The organism is Thermoprotei archaeon (assembly GCA_038881895.1).
Taxonomy (GTDB): Archaea; Thermoproteota; Thermoprotei; order Gearchaeales; family WAQG01; genus JAVZOV01.
On record JAVZOV010000001.1, the window covers coordinates 160,395 to 176,032 of the forward strand.

Genomic DNA, 15,638 nt, shown 5'->3' on the forward strand with positions numbered 1-15,638 from the left:
TTTACTATTCACGCTAATAATATTTTAGATTTGGCGTGTGCGGTATTATTGGTGTAATAGGGAATAATAATGTGAAGCTTGGCACTTTTCTCTATGAAGCACTAAAAAATCTTGAGTATAGAGGTTATGATTCCGTGGGTGTTGCTTTCATTAACGATAAAAAGCTCGTAGTTAATAAATCATCCGGGAAAATAGATGACCTAATTTACAAATTAAACTTTGATGGAATTGATGGCGAAATTGGAATTGGACATACTAGATGGGCGACGCACGGGCCTCCGACAGATTACAATGCCCATCCCCACACTGAATGTACAGGTAAAATCGCGGTTGTGCATAACGGTATTATATATAATTACTATCTGCTTCGTAAAGAACTCGAAGATTTGGGTCATCAATTTCTTTCGGATACCGATACAGAAACAGTTGCGCATCTGATAGAGGAATACATGAAAACAGACTCGTTCACTAACGCAATATTAAAAACTGCTAAAAAGTTAAGCGGTTCTTTTGCGATAGCAGTCATCTATGCTAGTGAACCTGATAAAATTGTTTGTATGAAAAAAGAAAGCCCGCTCTACATAGGAATCTCAGACAAGGCATTATACTGCTCCTCAGATATTCCAACTCTCTTGAAATACGCAAACAAAATTGTTCCATTAGAGGACGATGAGATATCAATACTCACAAAGGACTCATATGTAATAATGAGCTTTGATGGACATCCAGTAAACAGAAAACCTATGATTATTAATTGGGGTGTTGAGATAACAAATAGGGGCGCGTATAAGCATTTTATGCTCAAAGAAATTTACGAGGAACCCGTTGTAATAAGGAATGCTCTAAACATAAAAGCCAGTACATTAGACAAGCTGGTCGTTAACCTATTAAAGGCAAACCGCATATATATTATTGCAAGTGGTACAAGTTACCATGCTGCGCTCTATGGCTCTTACTTATTTTCACAAGCAAACAGAATTATGTTGTATCCAGTAATAGCATCTGAGTTTAATAGATATATATTACCTTCACTATCTTCAAACGATCTAATAATAGCTATATCACAATCAGGAGAAACTATGGACGTTCTTACCGCAGTAAAGAGAGCAGCGTATTTAGGAGTAAAATCCTATGGAATAGTAAATGTCATCGGTTCGACATTAACCAGACTTGTGAACGATTATATACCAATGCTGGCTGGTCCAGAAATAGGTGTGGCAGCGACAAAAACATTCATTTCAGAAATCACAATACTAGATCTAATTTCAGCAAGAATATCTGACAATGACACATTCAAAAAACATTTACAAAATTTGATCAACGTATCACACATTCTTGAAAAAATACTGCCCTCAATAGATCAAGAAACTGAGATACTGGCACAAGAAATAAAGAATTGTGAAAGCTGTTATGTCCTCAGTAGAGGGCTCGGAGTACCACTGGCTATGGAAGGAGCCTTAAAGATAAAAGAGGTTAGTTATGTTCATGCAGAATCATACCCAGCTGGCGAATCAAAACATGGTCCAATAGCTTTAGTGAACAACAACTTCCCCTGCATATTTATAGATCCCCCTGATGAAAATTTCGATGAGATGTCAGGAAATATAATGGAGATGAAAGCAAGAGGTGCACAAATAATCCTTATAGGTAATAGAAATGCATTTTCAGACATTACCATTAACACACCTACCATAGGAGACCCTTCTTCCGACTCAATACTTCGAATCGTACCACTGCAACTACTTGCTTACCATTTAGCTGTAAAAAGAGGTTTTAATCCTGACAAGCCCAGAAACCTCGCAAAATCAGTGACAGTCTTTTAACTTGACATAAAAATTTCTTTATAATTTATAAAAATTTGGATTTTATTAAAATATTTCTGTATGAATTATTATATCAATGTATAATACATAAAAAGAAATGTTTTTATACTTTGGCACACACTTTGTAACAAATGACAGGAGTAGCTAGCGATCTACATGGATTAGTAATCTTTGCGATTATAATAACTCCGCTAGCTATAGTTTCTTATAAATATAGATTCTTAACAAACACGGGTCTCCTGACAGCAACAATTATTGGAATAATGCTAACATTGTTCGGAGACATAAGATGGTTCTTTTTGGTCCTTTTCTTCTTTTTGTGCTGCAGTATTGTAACCAAGTATCGCAAAGAATACAAACATAGTATAGGAATAGCGGATCCAGAGGGTGCAAGAGATTGGAAAAATGTCCTGGCTAATGGTGGCATTCCAGTAATTTACGCAATTTTAGAAAGTTTTATTAAAGGAGATATAATCGCTGTAGGCTTCATTGGAGCCATAGCAATAGCAACAGCAGACACTACCGCAACAGAAATAGGCGTTCTTTCAAAAACACCACCAAGATTAATAACAAACCTATCAAAAAATGTTCCTCCCGGATATTCAGGAGGAATCTCATTACTTGGAACATTAGCTTCCATCTTAGGAGGATTATCGATAGGTGTTATATCAGCATTATTCAACCTAATTCAGATGCAACCAATGCAAATAATAATTCTGGCATCACTAACAGGATTACTAGGCTCATTATTAGATAGTCTTCTAGGTGCCAAGCTTGAAGCAAAATATTGGTGTGAAAAATGTCATACGTACTCAAAATATTACATGCATAGTAAATGTGGATCAATAGCAAAACATGATTCAGGATACAAATTTATAAATAACCACGTTGTGAATCTACTCTCAATAACCATGGGTTCAATAATAGCAATGATCATTTATCAATTAATGATACTTTAGTTTTAAACTCTTAATCAGTTTTATAATAAATAAAATTAATGGAGCATTTAATTTATTCAGAAACATCTACAATACTACCTCCAGTTACTTGTTTTAGCACGTCAACCGGTATTTTAATTATAGAATTTAGAGAACCACCAGCCGCATAAACAACCTTAAATCGTTCAACAGATCTATCTATTAATACTTTAATAGGCTTATCATGACCAAACGGTGGAACACCACCGACAGGAAACCCGGTAACCTCTCTTGCAGTATCAGGGTCAGCCATTTTTGCTTGACAACTAAACAGCTTAGATACTTTGTTCAAATCCACCCTCTTATCACCAGAAATTACTATAACCATAGGTTCATTACATAATATCACTATTGATTTAGCAATCTCAGCAACACTACAACCTAAAGCATTAGCAGCCATGTGTGAAGTTTTAGTACTCTCCTTTAATACAATAAGCTCTGCTGAAATATTATGATCATTAATAAATTTCTTTAACTTCTCAACACTTCTCATTTTGTATCATTAAGTTACTGCTAAGATAAACCTAATAAATTTAACGCCTCAACGAATTAATCGAGAGGGAAGGGTTAAGTAGGAATGAAAATAACAATTCACTATATATTCCTACTTAACTCAGAACCCAGTAAGTAAGAACCGTATTTAAAAGCAAAATTATTCATGTGATTTGTCTCATTGCTGAAGGTAAGATGGCTTACATTAGAATATGTTTGGGAATATTTTTATAAAAGTTATTAGTAAAGAATTCATAGTGGGCGGGGGTGCCCGAGATAGGACGAAGGGGCGGGACTTAAGATCTATCATGAAGGGGTTTAAGAAGAAATCCCGTGGCTAAGGCCATCGTGGGTTCAAATCCCACCCCCCGCACTAATTTACCAGTAAATTATAAATGCTGACGTTGTTTATTTTTTATTGGTTTATGAAGTCTGATAGGGTTCTGAATTAAGTATGGATATGTATGGATTCCATACTTAGTTCTTGAGCCTCATCCCTCTTGTCCTCCTCAGGGTTCATTGGAGGACTCATCGAGCTCTGCTCCTTTCGGGGTGAACCCATGAATCCCAACATCCTAAGGAACGTTTTCCAAATGTTTATTGATGCATTCTTCTGCCTATCGATTACAAGTCCGCATTTTGGGCACTTGAAGACTGCTCCTCTTAGGTCTTTGTTGTAGTACCCGCATTTGGAGCAGGTCTTCGAGGTGCCCTTCGCCTTCACATATATGGTAGCATAACCGTTCCACGCAGATTTGTATTCCACGTACTTTTGTAGTTTGATGTAGTCGTGCTTGCTGTTCTGCCTGTTCATGCTCCTACTCTTCGTCCTAGCAATCCTTTCCTTGAACCCCCTCAGGTCCTCGAAGACGTTTGTCCTGTTGGATAACTGTTTAGCCAGCTTGTGCAGCGCGTCGTCAACCCTGTTCCTCTCCCTCGAGCGGTACTTCTCCAGGAGCTTCTTCCTCGTTTTTCCGGGTAGCTTCTGGATGACCCTTCTCTTCAGCTCGTACGTCCTGTGGATAGTGTAAATTTCCTTCAAGCTTATCGAGTGGTGGGTTTCACCATCATAACCATCCAAAGTCAAGAGGTTTACGTCCCATGCTATCGGGTTCTGGACCTTCAGTTCCACATCCTTTCTAACGGTTACTATGAGCCTGTTCTGCTTGAGTATGAGTTCGCCGAGCTCTAATCCCCTAATCCTATCCCAGCACCACGTCTTCCTCAAATCTACGGTCACGCTTTCTTCATAGGGTTTCACTGAAATCTTGAGAATTCCATCCCTGTAGCTGTAGAGGGTTTCCTTAACTCTAACGAATTTCCTCTTCAACTCAGGCCTTCTTCTTCCAGCCCGCCCACGTAGATATCTTTTCCTCCACGATTCAAGCACAGAATAAGCCTGTTTTATCGCTGAGTCCACGTAGTGCTTGGAATAGGTCCATCCCCCGAGATGCCTGTCCCTGAGCTCCCTCCTGAAGCCCCTGTCCTTCCTGAGAAGCGGTATGATCCTCCTGTCCTCCCTCTCCCACATCATGCTCCCCCAGAGATCGTCCAGAATAGCATTCAGGAGACACATGTAATCCTCTATAAGCTCACTTACCTCAAGGTTATGCGGTATCGAGTATGCTTTAACCAACAAGGTTCCTGACACCTTCAACAACCTCCCTATACTTACGGCTTCTCATGCCTACGATAATTCTTTCCTCTCTTAAACCAAGGATGCGTTTTATTTCGCTCTCAGGGATCCTCTTGCGTCCTCCAAGGGTTCTAACACACCTAATCTTGCCCTGCCTATCCCATTGCTGAATGGTCCAGGTGGTGACTCCAAGAAGCTTCTTCGCCTCCTTGATTGTATAGAGCTTTTCGGACATCAATATTCTCCTATATCTACCAATATTTAAACACATCTATTCTGAAACTGCTGAAAGAGGCGTATCCGGCATAACTGTAACTTTCACAGATAAGAGACGTCTAAACATTTATACGATACTATCATTTTACTGATTTCAGGGAGGGAACATGGTTACCAAGATAAAGAGCACTTCTGAGTTTAAGCAATTGTCCATCGAAGAAACACTCAAAATATTAGAAACATCTATGCAGGGGCTTACAGAGGCTGAAGCAAAAAATCGAATAGAAAAGTTTGGATACAATGAGATAGTGGAAGAAAAGAAGAATCCCTTCATAGATTTTCTTAAACGTTATTGGGGTCCTATGCCTTGGCTACTGGAATTAGCCATCATCCTCTCATATATTCTCGGTCATTACCTTGAAGCTATCATAATTTTTGTTTTACTCACCATAAACGTTGTCATAGGTTTCATACATTCACATCGTTCACAAAAGGCGTTGCAGTTTTTAAAAAAGAGGCTAGCGATAAAAGCGAAGGTGTTGCGTGAAGGAAAATGGATATTAAAAGATGCTAAAGAAATTGTTCCAGGAGATATTATACTAGTAAGACTTGGCGACTTAGTGCCTGCAGATGCCAAAGTAGTTAGCGGTGAACTTTCTGTTGACCAATCAGCTTTAACAGGAGAATCTTTACCAGTGAATTTAGGTCCTTCAGATATTATTTACTCGAGTTCTATAGTGACGACAGGCGAAGCCAAGTGTGTTGTGGTTAATACTGGAGCAAACACGTATTTCGGAAGAACCGCTGAATTAGTCAAAGCAGCTAAACCAAAATCTCATCAAGAAGAAATAATAATGTCTATTACTAAGTATATGATGTACGTTGCAATAGTGGCGTTGATTTTAACTTCAGCATATGCCTTGCTTTTAAATATAAGCTTTCTATCCATACTGACGTTTGCAGTTATCTTCCTAATGGGCGCCATTCCAGTGGCATTACCAGCAGTACTCACCATAGTTCAAGCTGTTGGTGCTATTGAGCTTGCAAAAGAAGGAGCTCTAGTGACCCGTCTTGATTCTGTTGAAGATGCAGCTTCAATAGACGTAGTCTGTTTGGATAAAACAGGCACAATAACACAAAACAAGCTCTCAGTTGCTGAAGTCATACCCTTTTTTAAGTATACAAGAGAAGATGTAATATCAATAGCAGCTTTGGCGTCTGAAGAAGAAAGCAAGGACATAATAGATTTAGCAGTTATAAACTACGCAAAATCGCTAGCCGTTGATCTCAATTCATATAAACGAGTCTCCTACACGCCTTTCAACCCAACCATTAAAAGATCCGAGGCCATTATTGAGAGCAAAGAAATACGTTTTAAAGCCGTTAAAGGTGCACCCCAAATAATTTTAGCTCTATGCAAGAACGCAGATGAAATACAACAAGAAGTAAGCAAGGTGTTAGAAGAGTTATCCCACAAAGGATACAGAACTTTAGCAGTGGCAAAATCGAATGACAAAGATTTAGACAAACTCATGTTTATGGGGCTCTTAGCTTTGGCCGACCCTATAAGACCAGATTCAAAAATGATGGTGGAGGAGATTAAAGCGCTTGGCATAAAGCCCATGATGCTTACAGGCGATAATATCAATATTGCCAAAGAGATAGCTTCTCAAGCCTCAATCGGTGATAGAATCATTCCAATAGCTGAACTTGAAGCCCTAAATGAAGCAGAGAGAACAAAAATTGTCGAGAAGTATGATGGTTTTGCTGAGGTATATCCCGAAGATAAATATGAGATAGTGAAACTTTTGCAATCGAATGGACATATGGTTGGAATGACTGGTGACGGAGTTAACGATGCGCCTGCACTTAAACAAGCGGAAATGGGAATAGCTGTGAGTAACTCGACAGATGTGGCGAAAGCCTCTGCCAGTGTTGTTTTAACCGAAGAAGGCTTGAAAGTGATTGTTGGCGCGATAAAAATAAGCAGACAGGTATACCAACGAATGCTAACGTGGGTCATAAATAAAATTAGTAAAGTAATAGAATTCATCACTTTATTGACGCTTGGATTTTTCTGGTTACATGACGTTGTTCTCAGCCTATTAGGTATGACACTACTAATTTTTGCAAACGATTTTTCAACAATGTCACTGGCAACTGATAACGTGAAACACACAAGTAATCCAAACAAGTGGAATGTCAAAAACATTACATTGGCATCTCTTGTAGTTAGTTTACTCTTGGTTGTTGAAGACGTTACTGCAATGGTAATAGGAAAAATTTATTTTCAGCTAGGGTTGGAAAGACTGCGCACTTTTATAATGTTGGTGCTCATTTTTAACAGCCAATTTAGAGTGTACATTGTAAGAGAAAGAAGACATTTTTGGTCTTCAAAGCCCGGCAAGGAATTGATTGCATCTATTATAGCTGTGATAATTGGATTCACATTGTTGGGCATATACGGCATAATAATTCCTTCACTTTCACCAGACCAGGTTCTTTTCGCCCTAGTCTTTCCAGCATTATTTACCATTGGATTCGTTGACCACTTTAAATATTTAGCCTTTAAAAAATTCCAACTTTGAACTTAAGGTTAAAATATGTCATCGAAAGTCTAAAAGTGTTGGGATAGAAAAGGTAATAGGTAACCTTATTTTAATAAATATGGGGTTAAAAAAATTGAGTATCCTGGGACCTGGTTTCATAAGAAGTATGACTGATTGGATAAATGAGCAGAAAAACCTACTCGATATAGCTAAAGAGAACGAGAAATATTTTGAAAAGGCAGATAGATTAACATTAATGTTAGCTGCAAGAACAGCTTGTACGCAAGCAATCAAAACATTGAGAGGATTTGAGAATTGGTTACAAAATCCAGTCATAATAAGTGTTATGCCTGAAGACATGCTTCGTGAAGTCCACACGAAACTTTGGGAAACCATGATAAAGTTAATTGAGTTTGATATTAAGCATACTGGGGAATTTGTTGAGTATGTAAAGAGTGCAAACGTGGATATACCGCAATTACTTTTGAAAGTTGGTAAGAGTGAAGAGAGTAGAGGACCACCTTTATCATTATAGAGTTATAATCTAATCATCCATTTTTTAATAAATAAAAGATACAGTGCTATGCCTATGAGTATAAAGCTAGAAAGCATTATGACATCCTTTATAGATGATGGTGGAGTAGTTGTTGTCAGCATATTATTGCTAATGTATAAATAGTCACTAGAAATCCATCCGTATTTACTAAAGTGTGCTCTAGCTTTAAAGGATGTAAGTCCGGTCACATTACCGATAACCTTTATGTACGATGACGGTGAATTATTGCTATAAACATTCCATTCAGCAATAATAGTATTATTCATTATTAGTTGTACCTGATCTAAGTATCCATCAGTAGATGAATTAAAATAAACATTAACACGTATGCTGTTTCTTCCATCTATATTAATTAGATCCAAAATTATTGAGGGTGAAGCATATGAATTGGGCATTAGGTAGAGAATTATCAATATGGTTAACATTAATACACCGATTTTTTCTCTCATGTTATACCCACATGCATTATTTAATCAAAGTTTATATATTTCTTTCTAATTATATTTCATAATGAACATAGTAATATTTGAAGATTCAAAACAACTTCATCCCTTTACTCTTCTTAAACCATCTTTTGAAATATTTCATGGTGCTTATAGCATATTGTCCTTTTTTACTTCAACATTTTCATCTAATGACAAATTAAAAATATTCGTAGCTTCACTGCGCAATGAAATAATGGATGAATTAAAGTCTAGATTTGGAGCACAAAAAATATGGAATGAATCGATGGGTAGTGATTCAATAATAATAAATGGGCGAGCTATAATTAATGAGCAGCTAATTAAGCTTCTAAACAAAGTAATAAGTAATCCTCCTTCAACGAATAAGCTATTTTTTAGTGAGAATGGTTCCTTAGTAATTGGATACTTAATTAATGATGTATCAGCTTTTTTAAATGATATAATGAAGGGGGTAATTAATACAAGTGAGGTAACAAAAATACCAGGACTGCGAACGTTTGAAAACATTTGGGATTATATAGTGTTAAATAAAACACTGATGCTGCAGCATTCGGCTTTTCTGAAAAATAAATTACACGATACTGAATACAAAGATGTTTATACTATGGGTTCTGTAGAAGTTGAGAATTCAGTGATTTTTAATACAAAAAATGGTCCGATAATTATTGGTGATAAGTGTTATATTCAGGGGCCTAGCCGCATAGAAGGTCCGACATTTATTGGTGATAATGTGATGATAACTGCACACGCTCATATAAGAGGTTCATCGATTGGTTCAAATTCAATCATCGGTGGTGAAGTCACTAACAGCATAATATCGATGAACACCAATTCTCGTCATCAAAGTTATATTGGAGATTCATACATAGGTGAGTATGTAAATGTTGGTGCATTAACAGTTTTTTCGAACGTAAAAAATACAATGGGTTATATAAACGTTGACCTCTATGATCGAAAAATAAGAACTAATTTAACTAAGTTAGGTGCCTTTGTGGGCGATCACGTGAAAATCTCCGTTGGAACCACGATTTATGGTGGAAAAATCATTGGTGCGTCTGCACACATTTATTCAAAAGCAGACAGAAGCATTCCCTCGTTTACTATATGGCTAGGAGACAAAGAAAAAGCATTTGAACTAGAAATAGAGTCAGTAATAGAAAGTGCGAAACGTTTTATGAAAAGTAAAGGTAAGATTATGAGTCTTGAATATGAGCAATTGTTACGTGATGCATTTAAAAAAACAGAAATCGAGCGAGAAAAATTTGGTGTAATAAGAGGGAAAGCAATGTTTTAGTCATTAATGCTTTGTTATCGTGAATTCTATCTCCGGATACCCTTCAACTTTCTCTTCACCATTACCGTCACCTGTTATGATTAGATTTTGTATTTTTAACGTGCCTTGTATGTCCTGCATATGGTTGCTTAATAATTCTTTATATGTTCTTGTATAAATAATGGCTTTAGGTATCGATGCATTTAAAGGTATTCTGGCCTTTGCTTTTGCTCGTCGCATGGATTTAATCACCTTAATTATTACATCACCCTTTATTATAGCCTCCTTATCTATTCTTTCTACCTTCACAGATGACCATTTAGCTAGATGTATGCTCTTTATTCCGGTTGTTTGTGAATAAAATCTGCTGTAAATCTCATCAGTAATATAAGGTGCGAATGGTGCCAATAACAATAGTATTCTAAGGAGAACTTCATGCAATGTGTATTTTGCTGCGTACTTATCATCGTCATCATCTGATTTTAGTCGATATTTTACAGCCTCTAAATAATCATCACAAAATATATGCCACGTAAAATCTCTTATAGCTGTGGATGCGCTCATGTAGTCAAAATTTTCCATACTTTCAGTAACTTTTGATGTCAATTCTTCCATTAAAGATATTATCCATTTATCGAGCAATCTCAGTTTTGGCTCCTTATCAAAACGTACATCAGTGCCAGCCTCTAACATTATAAACCTTGCTGCATTCCACAGCTTTGTAAGGAAGCGCCAATTGAAATCTACATCTTCCCAACGGAATCTTATATCTGACCCAGTAGTAGCGCCAGTAGCAGCCCAGAGTCTAAATGCATCTGCACCATATTTATCCAGCACTTCTCTTAACGCAACATAATTGCCATAACTCTTATGCATCATTCGTCCATCAGTACCTCTAACCATTCCATTTATTAAGACAGTTTTATATGGAGCATAACCAAAAAGGGTTACATGTCTTACCATTAAATAATAATCCCATGTTCGTATTATATCATAACCGTTTGGTTGTAGATCTGCAGGTAATAAACGTTGATCAAAATTATCAGGCCAACCTGCATGAACAGCGCACGTTATGCTTGAATCCATCCATGTATCCATGACGTCGCTTTCCCCAATAAACTCAGTAGAATCACAATACGGACATTTATCGATCCTTGGTTTTTCAGACCTAGGATCTACAGGTAACCACTCAGGCTCTGCTACTATTGTAGCCCCACATTTCTTACAATACCATACAGGTATTGGTGTTGCAAAAAGTCGCTGTCTGGATATAACCCAATCCCAGTCTAATGAATTAACCCAATCTATTAACCTTTTTTTAGCATGCTCTGGAACCCATTTAACTTTATCAGCGCACTTCAGAATTTGATCCTTAAGATCCATGGTACGAACAAACCACTGGGAACGTGAAAGTATCTCGATAGGAGTGTGACATCTCCAACACGTTCCAACAGTACTTTCAATGTCAACAGTCTTAACTAATAACTTATGTTCCTTAAGTATTTCGACCATTTTCTTTCGAGCATCATTCACACTCAAACCCTTTACCAATCCAGAATTTTCTTTCATTATTCCATGCTCGTTGATCATTTCTCTAACAGGCAATGAATAACGCTTTTGCCATTTCACATCAGTTTTATCACCATATGTCGATACCATCACAATGCCAGTACCAAAATTAGGATCAACGTCCTTATCAGCGATAACTGGTACTTCATAATTGTAAATCGGAACACGGATTTTCTTATTAATAAGATGAGCATATCTGTTGTCATTGGGATTTATCATTACTGCAACACAAGCTGATATCAATTCTGGTCTTGTAGTAGCAATAGTTACTGGTGAATTATCATCAGCTTTAAAAAAGTTAACATAATATAACTTACTTGGTTTACTTACATACTCGACTTCAGCCTCTGCAATAGCTGTTTCACAACGTGGACACCAATATATTGGGTGTGCGCTTTTATAAATCAAACCTTTTTTATACATGAGAATAAACGACAATTGTGTCTTTCTCCAATAATCAGGGTCCATGGTCTTATACTCTAAACTCCAATCTATGGATATTCCAAGACGAATCACATCTTTTTTCATCTCCTCAATCCATTTCTCAGTATACTCCCTGGATAATCTAATGAAAGCTTGTGGAGACATCTCACTCTTACGCTTACCTAGTATGTTTTCTACTCTAACTTCGGTAGGTAATCCATGACAATCCCAACCTTGTGGAAAATGCACATTAAAACCTCTCATTCTTTTGTATCTTGCAACAAAATCAAAATAGCACCAGTTTAATGCATTACCTACGTGAAATTCTCCACTAGGATATGGTGGAGGCGTATCTATCGCGTACGTAGGTCTTGACTTATCTAAACGATCAAATCTATAGAGATCCTTCCAAAAATTAACTAATCTTTCTTCAACAGATTTAAAATTATATCTGGTCTCCATCATTCTACATCACTATCTTAGACCTTGCCTGTATACTGAGAATTACTGATTTAACACTGATATATAGCTTTTTAATAGTATTTCTTTGATTTTGCTGCAAACTTACATGTTTGTGTATACTAGGCATGACAAGTTCACAAAATTATGGTTTAGGAATATTTAAGTATTACTAGTTCACTCACCAAACAATAGAAATATAACATTTTATTCATTTTTCTAAAAATTAACTCTGCTCGAGTGGTTTGCTTATAGAATAGGTGCCCAGAAAACCTAGGGTTTAACTCTGGGATTAATGAGCAAAAGTTTAGACACGAAGTTAGCTCACTAATTTAGATGTTCCTGATGTGGATGGAAAGACATCTGAATTGGAGTAAAAACATAGCTCATAGGATAAAAGCTCTATGGGATAGTGGAGCTGCGAGCACCTCAAACCAGCAGATGAGGGAGTGAACATAAAGCTCATCCTAAACGCTGGAAGCTCATGACTACATTTGCAAATTTTCCTAACAGGTTTTTATGTAAACTTTATTAAGCATAAATTACAGTATAGTTTGTAATAAAAATGGGCAAAGATGTCAGCGACTCACTGGATGACTATTATAGAGTAATTAGTAATAAAAATGCTTGGCGGATAATAAGTTATATTGGTGAAAATGGTTCTGTTAGAGCGACAAAGGCTATTAGGGACCTCAACATATCTGCGGGCCTTTTTTATGATACAATAAAGCGATTTGATGATATAATCCTTAAACAGGAAGATGGGACATATACATTGAGTGAACGTGGGCGTGTAGTATATTGGTTGATAAGACAAGACGATGCACAGATAAGAAGAGCATATAATGTAGAATTAATTAAGTTTATTTATAAGCTCAAACCATTATTTCCTTTAGAATTGTTTAGGTTAATGGACAGTATGCCATATCATTATAAAGTTCTTACATCAGTTGTGATGATACTTTCTTTTGCATTGATATCTGGTTTCACGAATATTAGGGCTGTTCTAATATATGGTTGGCCAACAATCTCATCATTCGGAGAAACAGTCATCTGGTACATGGTAAATATATTAATACTATTCTTAATAATGTTTCCAATAACAAAATTGCTTAATAGAAATGTTTCTGCAATGAGCTTTTTAACCACTTTACCTCTCGCGTTTTGGCCACAAGTAGTGTACATGTTATTCATGTGGGTTATCCGTATTACACAAGGTTACTACCCCAGATTTTCGTATTTAACAGGTGCAGCTCTTTCTATCTTCACAGTCTTTATGATATCTACTCATTTATATGTAATAGGTAAAGTTAATATTGAATATTCTATGATAATTGCTCTTTTGCTGCTAATAATTTCATTGCTCGCGATTTTGGCGTTTTTTATATAAAAACGAGTGCCCAGAAAACCTAGAACTTTGGGCAAAATTTAAATACTCTAAAACTAAACATTTAATGAGATGTTCCATCATAGGAGAACATGTATAAACATAATCTATACCTTAACGAGAGTCATGGGATGGGGAAGTTGTGAGTTTCCCAAACGAGCAAATGTGACTGAAAGCGTAAAGTCTCAGTTAAACGTTGAAAGCTCACAACATTAGCCATGGAGCAGTTCACATAAACCTGAAGTGAAGTGTATGTGCAGTATTTTGTATAAAGATATAAAGGTGAAATTTGACATCATAGGTGATCTGGCAATTATTAAAAATCGTGATTTAAGCTACGAAATGCTTCAAGAAATAGGTAATTTAATTATTGCTCTAAGCTATGCAAGGTCTGTCTATTCACAGGTAGGTCCTCACTCAGGATTAGAACGTAAACGTGCTGTTAAATGGGTTGCTGGGGAAAAGCGAACTGTTACGTTTCATAAAGAAAATGATTACATACTTAAGATTGATATTGATAAAGTGTTCTTTACTCCTCGGCTGCATGCTGAACACTTAAGAATTGGTAGAATAGTAAAACCAGGTGAACGTGTATTTAACATGTTCTCAGGTGTTGGTGCTTTTTCTATATCCATAGCTCTTTATTCGAAGCCCGAAGTCGTCATTTCTACTGATATAAATGAGTATGCAGCAAGACTTACTTTAGAAAATGCACGAATAAATAATGTATCATCTGTTATTGAAGTCATAAGATCTGATGCTGGATTTCTAAGTGAAGGTTTTAATAATACATTTGATAGAATTTTAATGCCTCTTCCCCTGTTAGCAAAGGAATATTTTATTCAAGCAGTGAAAGCATTAAAAAAAGAAGGTTGGGTACATGTTTATGATATGTACAGAGGAAGGAGGAAACGAGATGCTATAGAATCAGCAATAACTGATTACAAAAGCTTATTAAAACAGTTAAACTTTTTTGACTATTATATAAATGCACGTTCAATAGGTAGCATTGCTCCAAGAAGCTATAGAATAGCCATTGATATTTTTATTAAAAAATGAACTTAATATTTGTAACTCAATTCGCTCATTATTAAGGGATATCTTTCTTTTATAGTATTCTCAATAACTCTTATATGTTCTTTCTTAAGATTTATTATTAAGTTTCCTTCTTTTACTCCAATCCATATCCACTCATTACTTTTTGTGGTTTGTAAATTAATGAAGAGTGTTGACCTTACCCTAAGCCTTGAGATTCCTATTAAATTAGAATCTTGCTTTGAAACGTATATCTCGATAACATCGCCGTCGTTACTCATTAATGCATACATTCCTCCCCGTCGGAGTTTTAATGAGTTTATTATAGCCGAACTTGCTAAATCTAAATGTGTGGAACGCGCTCCTTGAAAACCCTTAAAATGCACATAAAGCGGTGTAGACATACTGATTACTTCACCATTTGTTTTATATATAGTCACATCAGCATCAAATTCTATTTTACCAACAGTATTGTGTGACATGTTGTATCAATTATGATGATTCATGATCAAAATATATAGCTTTATTGATTGTTGTTAATTCATGGAATGAACAATGTGTTTTAACTTTCCAGCAACATATATATTTGACCTCCTCTTCGCACTTAAGCCAGTAATTCACTTTGAGCGATATTGGTTTATGGTGTACTGTTCTTAACATTTATTGTTTCATTACTGGTTTGTCTCAGACTCATTACTAGGTTTTGTTACTAGATTTCAGCTCTTCTGTCGAAAGTGGGTCTCAGTGATGGAGGTGTCTGAGGTGGAAGCCGAGCTTTA

Annotated in this window: 12 protein-coding genes, 1 tRNA gene and 1 pseudogene; 8 read left to right on the forward strand and 6 right to left on the reverse strand. The window is 36.3% G+C overall.

Going from position 1 to position 15,638, the window contains the following annotated elements; translation table 11 throughout:
- Positions 1 to 35 precede the first annotated feature (35 nt).
- On the forward strand, positions 36 to 1,823 hold the full coding sequence (gene glmS, locus QW128_00875) for a glutamine--fructose-6-phosphate transaminase (isomerizing) (GenBank protein ID MEM3832141.1): 1,788 nt from the start codon (positions 36 to 38) through the stop codon (positions 1,821 to 1,823).
- A 131-nt stretch (positions 1,824 to 1,954) separates the two neighbouring features.
- Positions 1,955 to 2,782: a DUF92 domain-containing protein gene (locus QW128_00880; GenBank protein MEM3832142.1), complete on the forward strand. Its 828-nt coding sequence runs from the start codon at positions 1,955 to 1,957 to the stop codon at positions 2,780 to 2,782.
- A 52-nt stretch (positions 2,783 to 2,834) separates the two neighbouring features.
- Here the strand turns inward: QW128_00880 and QW128_00885 are convergent, their stop codons facing one another.
- Positions 2,835 to 3,293 carry a YbaK/EbsC family protein gene (locus tag QW128_00885; GenBank protein MEM3832143.1) on the reverse strand — a complete coding sequence of 153 codons (459 nt, stop codon included), beginning with the start codon at positions 3,291 to 3,293 and terminating at the stop codon, positions 2,835 to 2,837.
- Positions 3,294 to 3,553: 260 nt separating this feature from the next.
- On the opposite strand from QW128_00885, the gene QW128_00890 reads away from it, so the two are divergent.
- Positions 3,554 to 3,665 (forward strand) — tRNA-Leu (locus tag QW128_00890).
- Between the two features lie 75 nt (positions 3,666 to 3,740).
- Here QW128_00890 and QW128_00895 read toward each other — a convergent pair.
- Together QW128_00895 and QW128_00900 are read right to left on the reverse strand one after the other, a co-directional pair.
- Complete coding sequence (locus QW128_00895) at positions 3,741 to 4,928, reverse strand: zinc ribbon domain-containing protein (GenBank protein ID MEM3832144.1); 1,188 nt, start codon at positions 4,926 to 4,928, stop codon at positions 3,741 to 3,743.
- A gap of 49 nt (positions 4,929 to 4,977) precedes the next feature.
- A pseudogene (locus tag QW128_00900) lies at positions 4,978 to 5,169 on the reverse strand (helix-turn-helix domain-containing protein).
- Between the two features lie 142 nt (positions 5,170 to 5,311).
- On the opposite strand from QW128_00900, the gene QW128_00905 reads away from it, so the two are divergent.
- Positions 5,312 to 7,732, forward strand: a complete 2,421-nt coding sequence (locus QW128_00905; GenBank protein ID MEM3832145.1) for a plasma-membrane proton-efflux P-type ATPase — start codon at positions 5,312 to 5,314, stop codon at positions 7,730 to 7,732.
- A 94-nt stretch (positions 7,733 to 7,826) separates the two neighbouring features.
- Positions 7,827 to 8,228, forward strand: a complete 402-nt coding sequence (locus QW128_00910; protein ID MEM3832146.1) for a DUF2153 family protein — start codon at positions 7,827 to 7,829, stop codon at positions 8,226 to 8,228.
- Between the two features lie 2 nt (positions 8,229 to 8,230).
- Here the strand turns inward: QW128_00910 and QW128_00915 are convergent, their stop codons facing one another.
- Positions 8,231 to 8,698: a hypothetical protein gene (locus QW128_00915; GenBank protein ID MEM3832147.1), complete on the reverse strand. Its 468-nt coding sequence runs from the start codon at positions 8,696 to 8,698 to the stop codon at positions 8,231 to 8,233.
- Positions 8,699 to 8,759: 61 nt separating this feature from the next.
- Here QW128_00915 and QW128_00920 point away from each other — a divergent pair, with 61 nt between their 5' ends.
- On the forward strand, positions 8,760 to 10,007 hold the full coding sequence (locus QW128_00920) for a putative sugar nucleotidyl transferase (protein ID MEM3832148.1): 1,248 nt from the start codon (positions 8,760 to 8,762) through the stop codon (positions 10,005 to 10,007).
- Between the two features lie 3 nt (positions 10,008 to 10,010).
- On the opposite strand, the gene QW128_00925 is transcribed toward QW128_00920, so the two are convergent.
- Positions 10,011 to 12,443 carry a valine--tRNA ligase gene (locus QW128_00925; protein ID MEM3832149.1) on the reverse strand — a complete coding sequence of 811 codons (2,433 nt, stop codon included), beginning with the start codon at positions 12,441 to 12,443 and terminating at the stop codon, positions 10,011 to 10,013.
- Positions 12,444 to 13,002: 559 nt separating this feature from the next.
- Here QW128_00925 and QW128_00930 point away from each other — a divergent pair.
- Together QW128_00930 and QW128_00935 are read left to right on the forward strand one after the other, a co-directional pair.
- Positions 13,003 to 13,827, forward strand: coding sequence for a hypothetical protein (locus QW128_00930; protein ID MEM3832150.1), 825 nt, complete (start codon positions 13,003 to 13,005; stop codon positions 13,825 to 13,827).
- Between the two features lie 249 nt (positions 13,828 to 14,076).
- Positions 14,077 to 14,883 (forward strand): 50S ribosomal protein L11 methyltransferase, encoded by an 807-nt coding sequence (locus QW128_00935; protein MEM3832151.1) that lies wholly within the window; start codon positions 14,077 to 14,079, stop codon positions 14,881 to 14,883.
- 2 nt (positions 14,884 to 14,885) lie between these two features.
- On the opposite strand, the gene QW128_00940 is transcribed toward QW128_00935, so the two are convergent.
- Complete coding sequence (locus QW128_00940; GenBank protein ID MEM3832152.1) at positions 14,886 to 15,341, reverse strand: hypothetical protein; 456 nt, start codon at positions 15,339 to 15,341, stop codon at positions 14,886 to 14,888.
- Positions 15,342 to 15,638 lie beyond the last annotated feature (297 nt).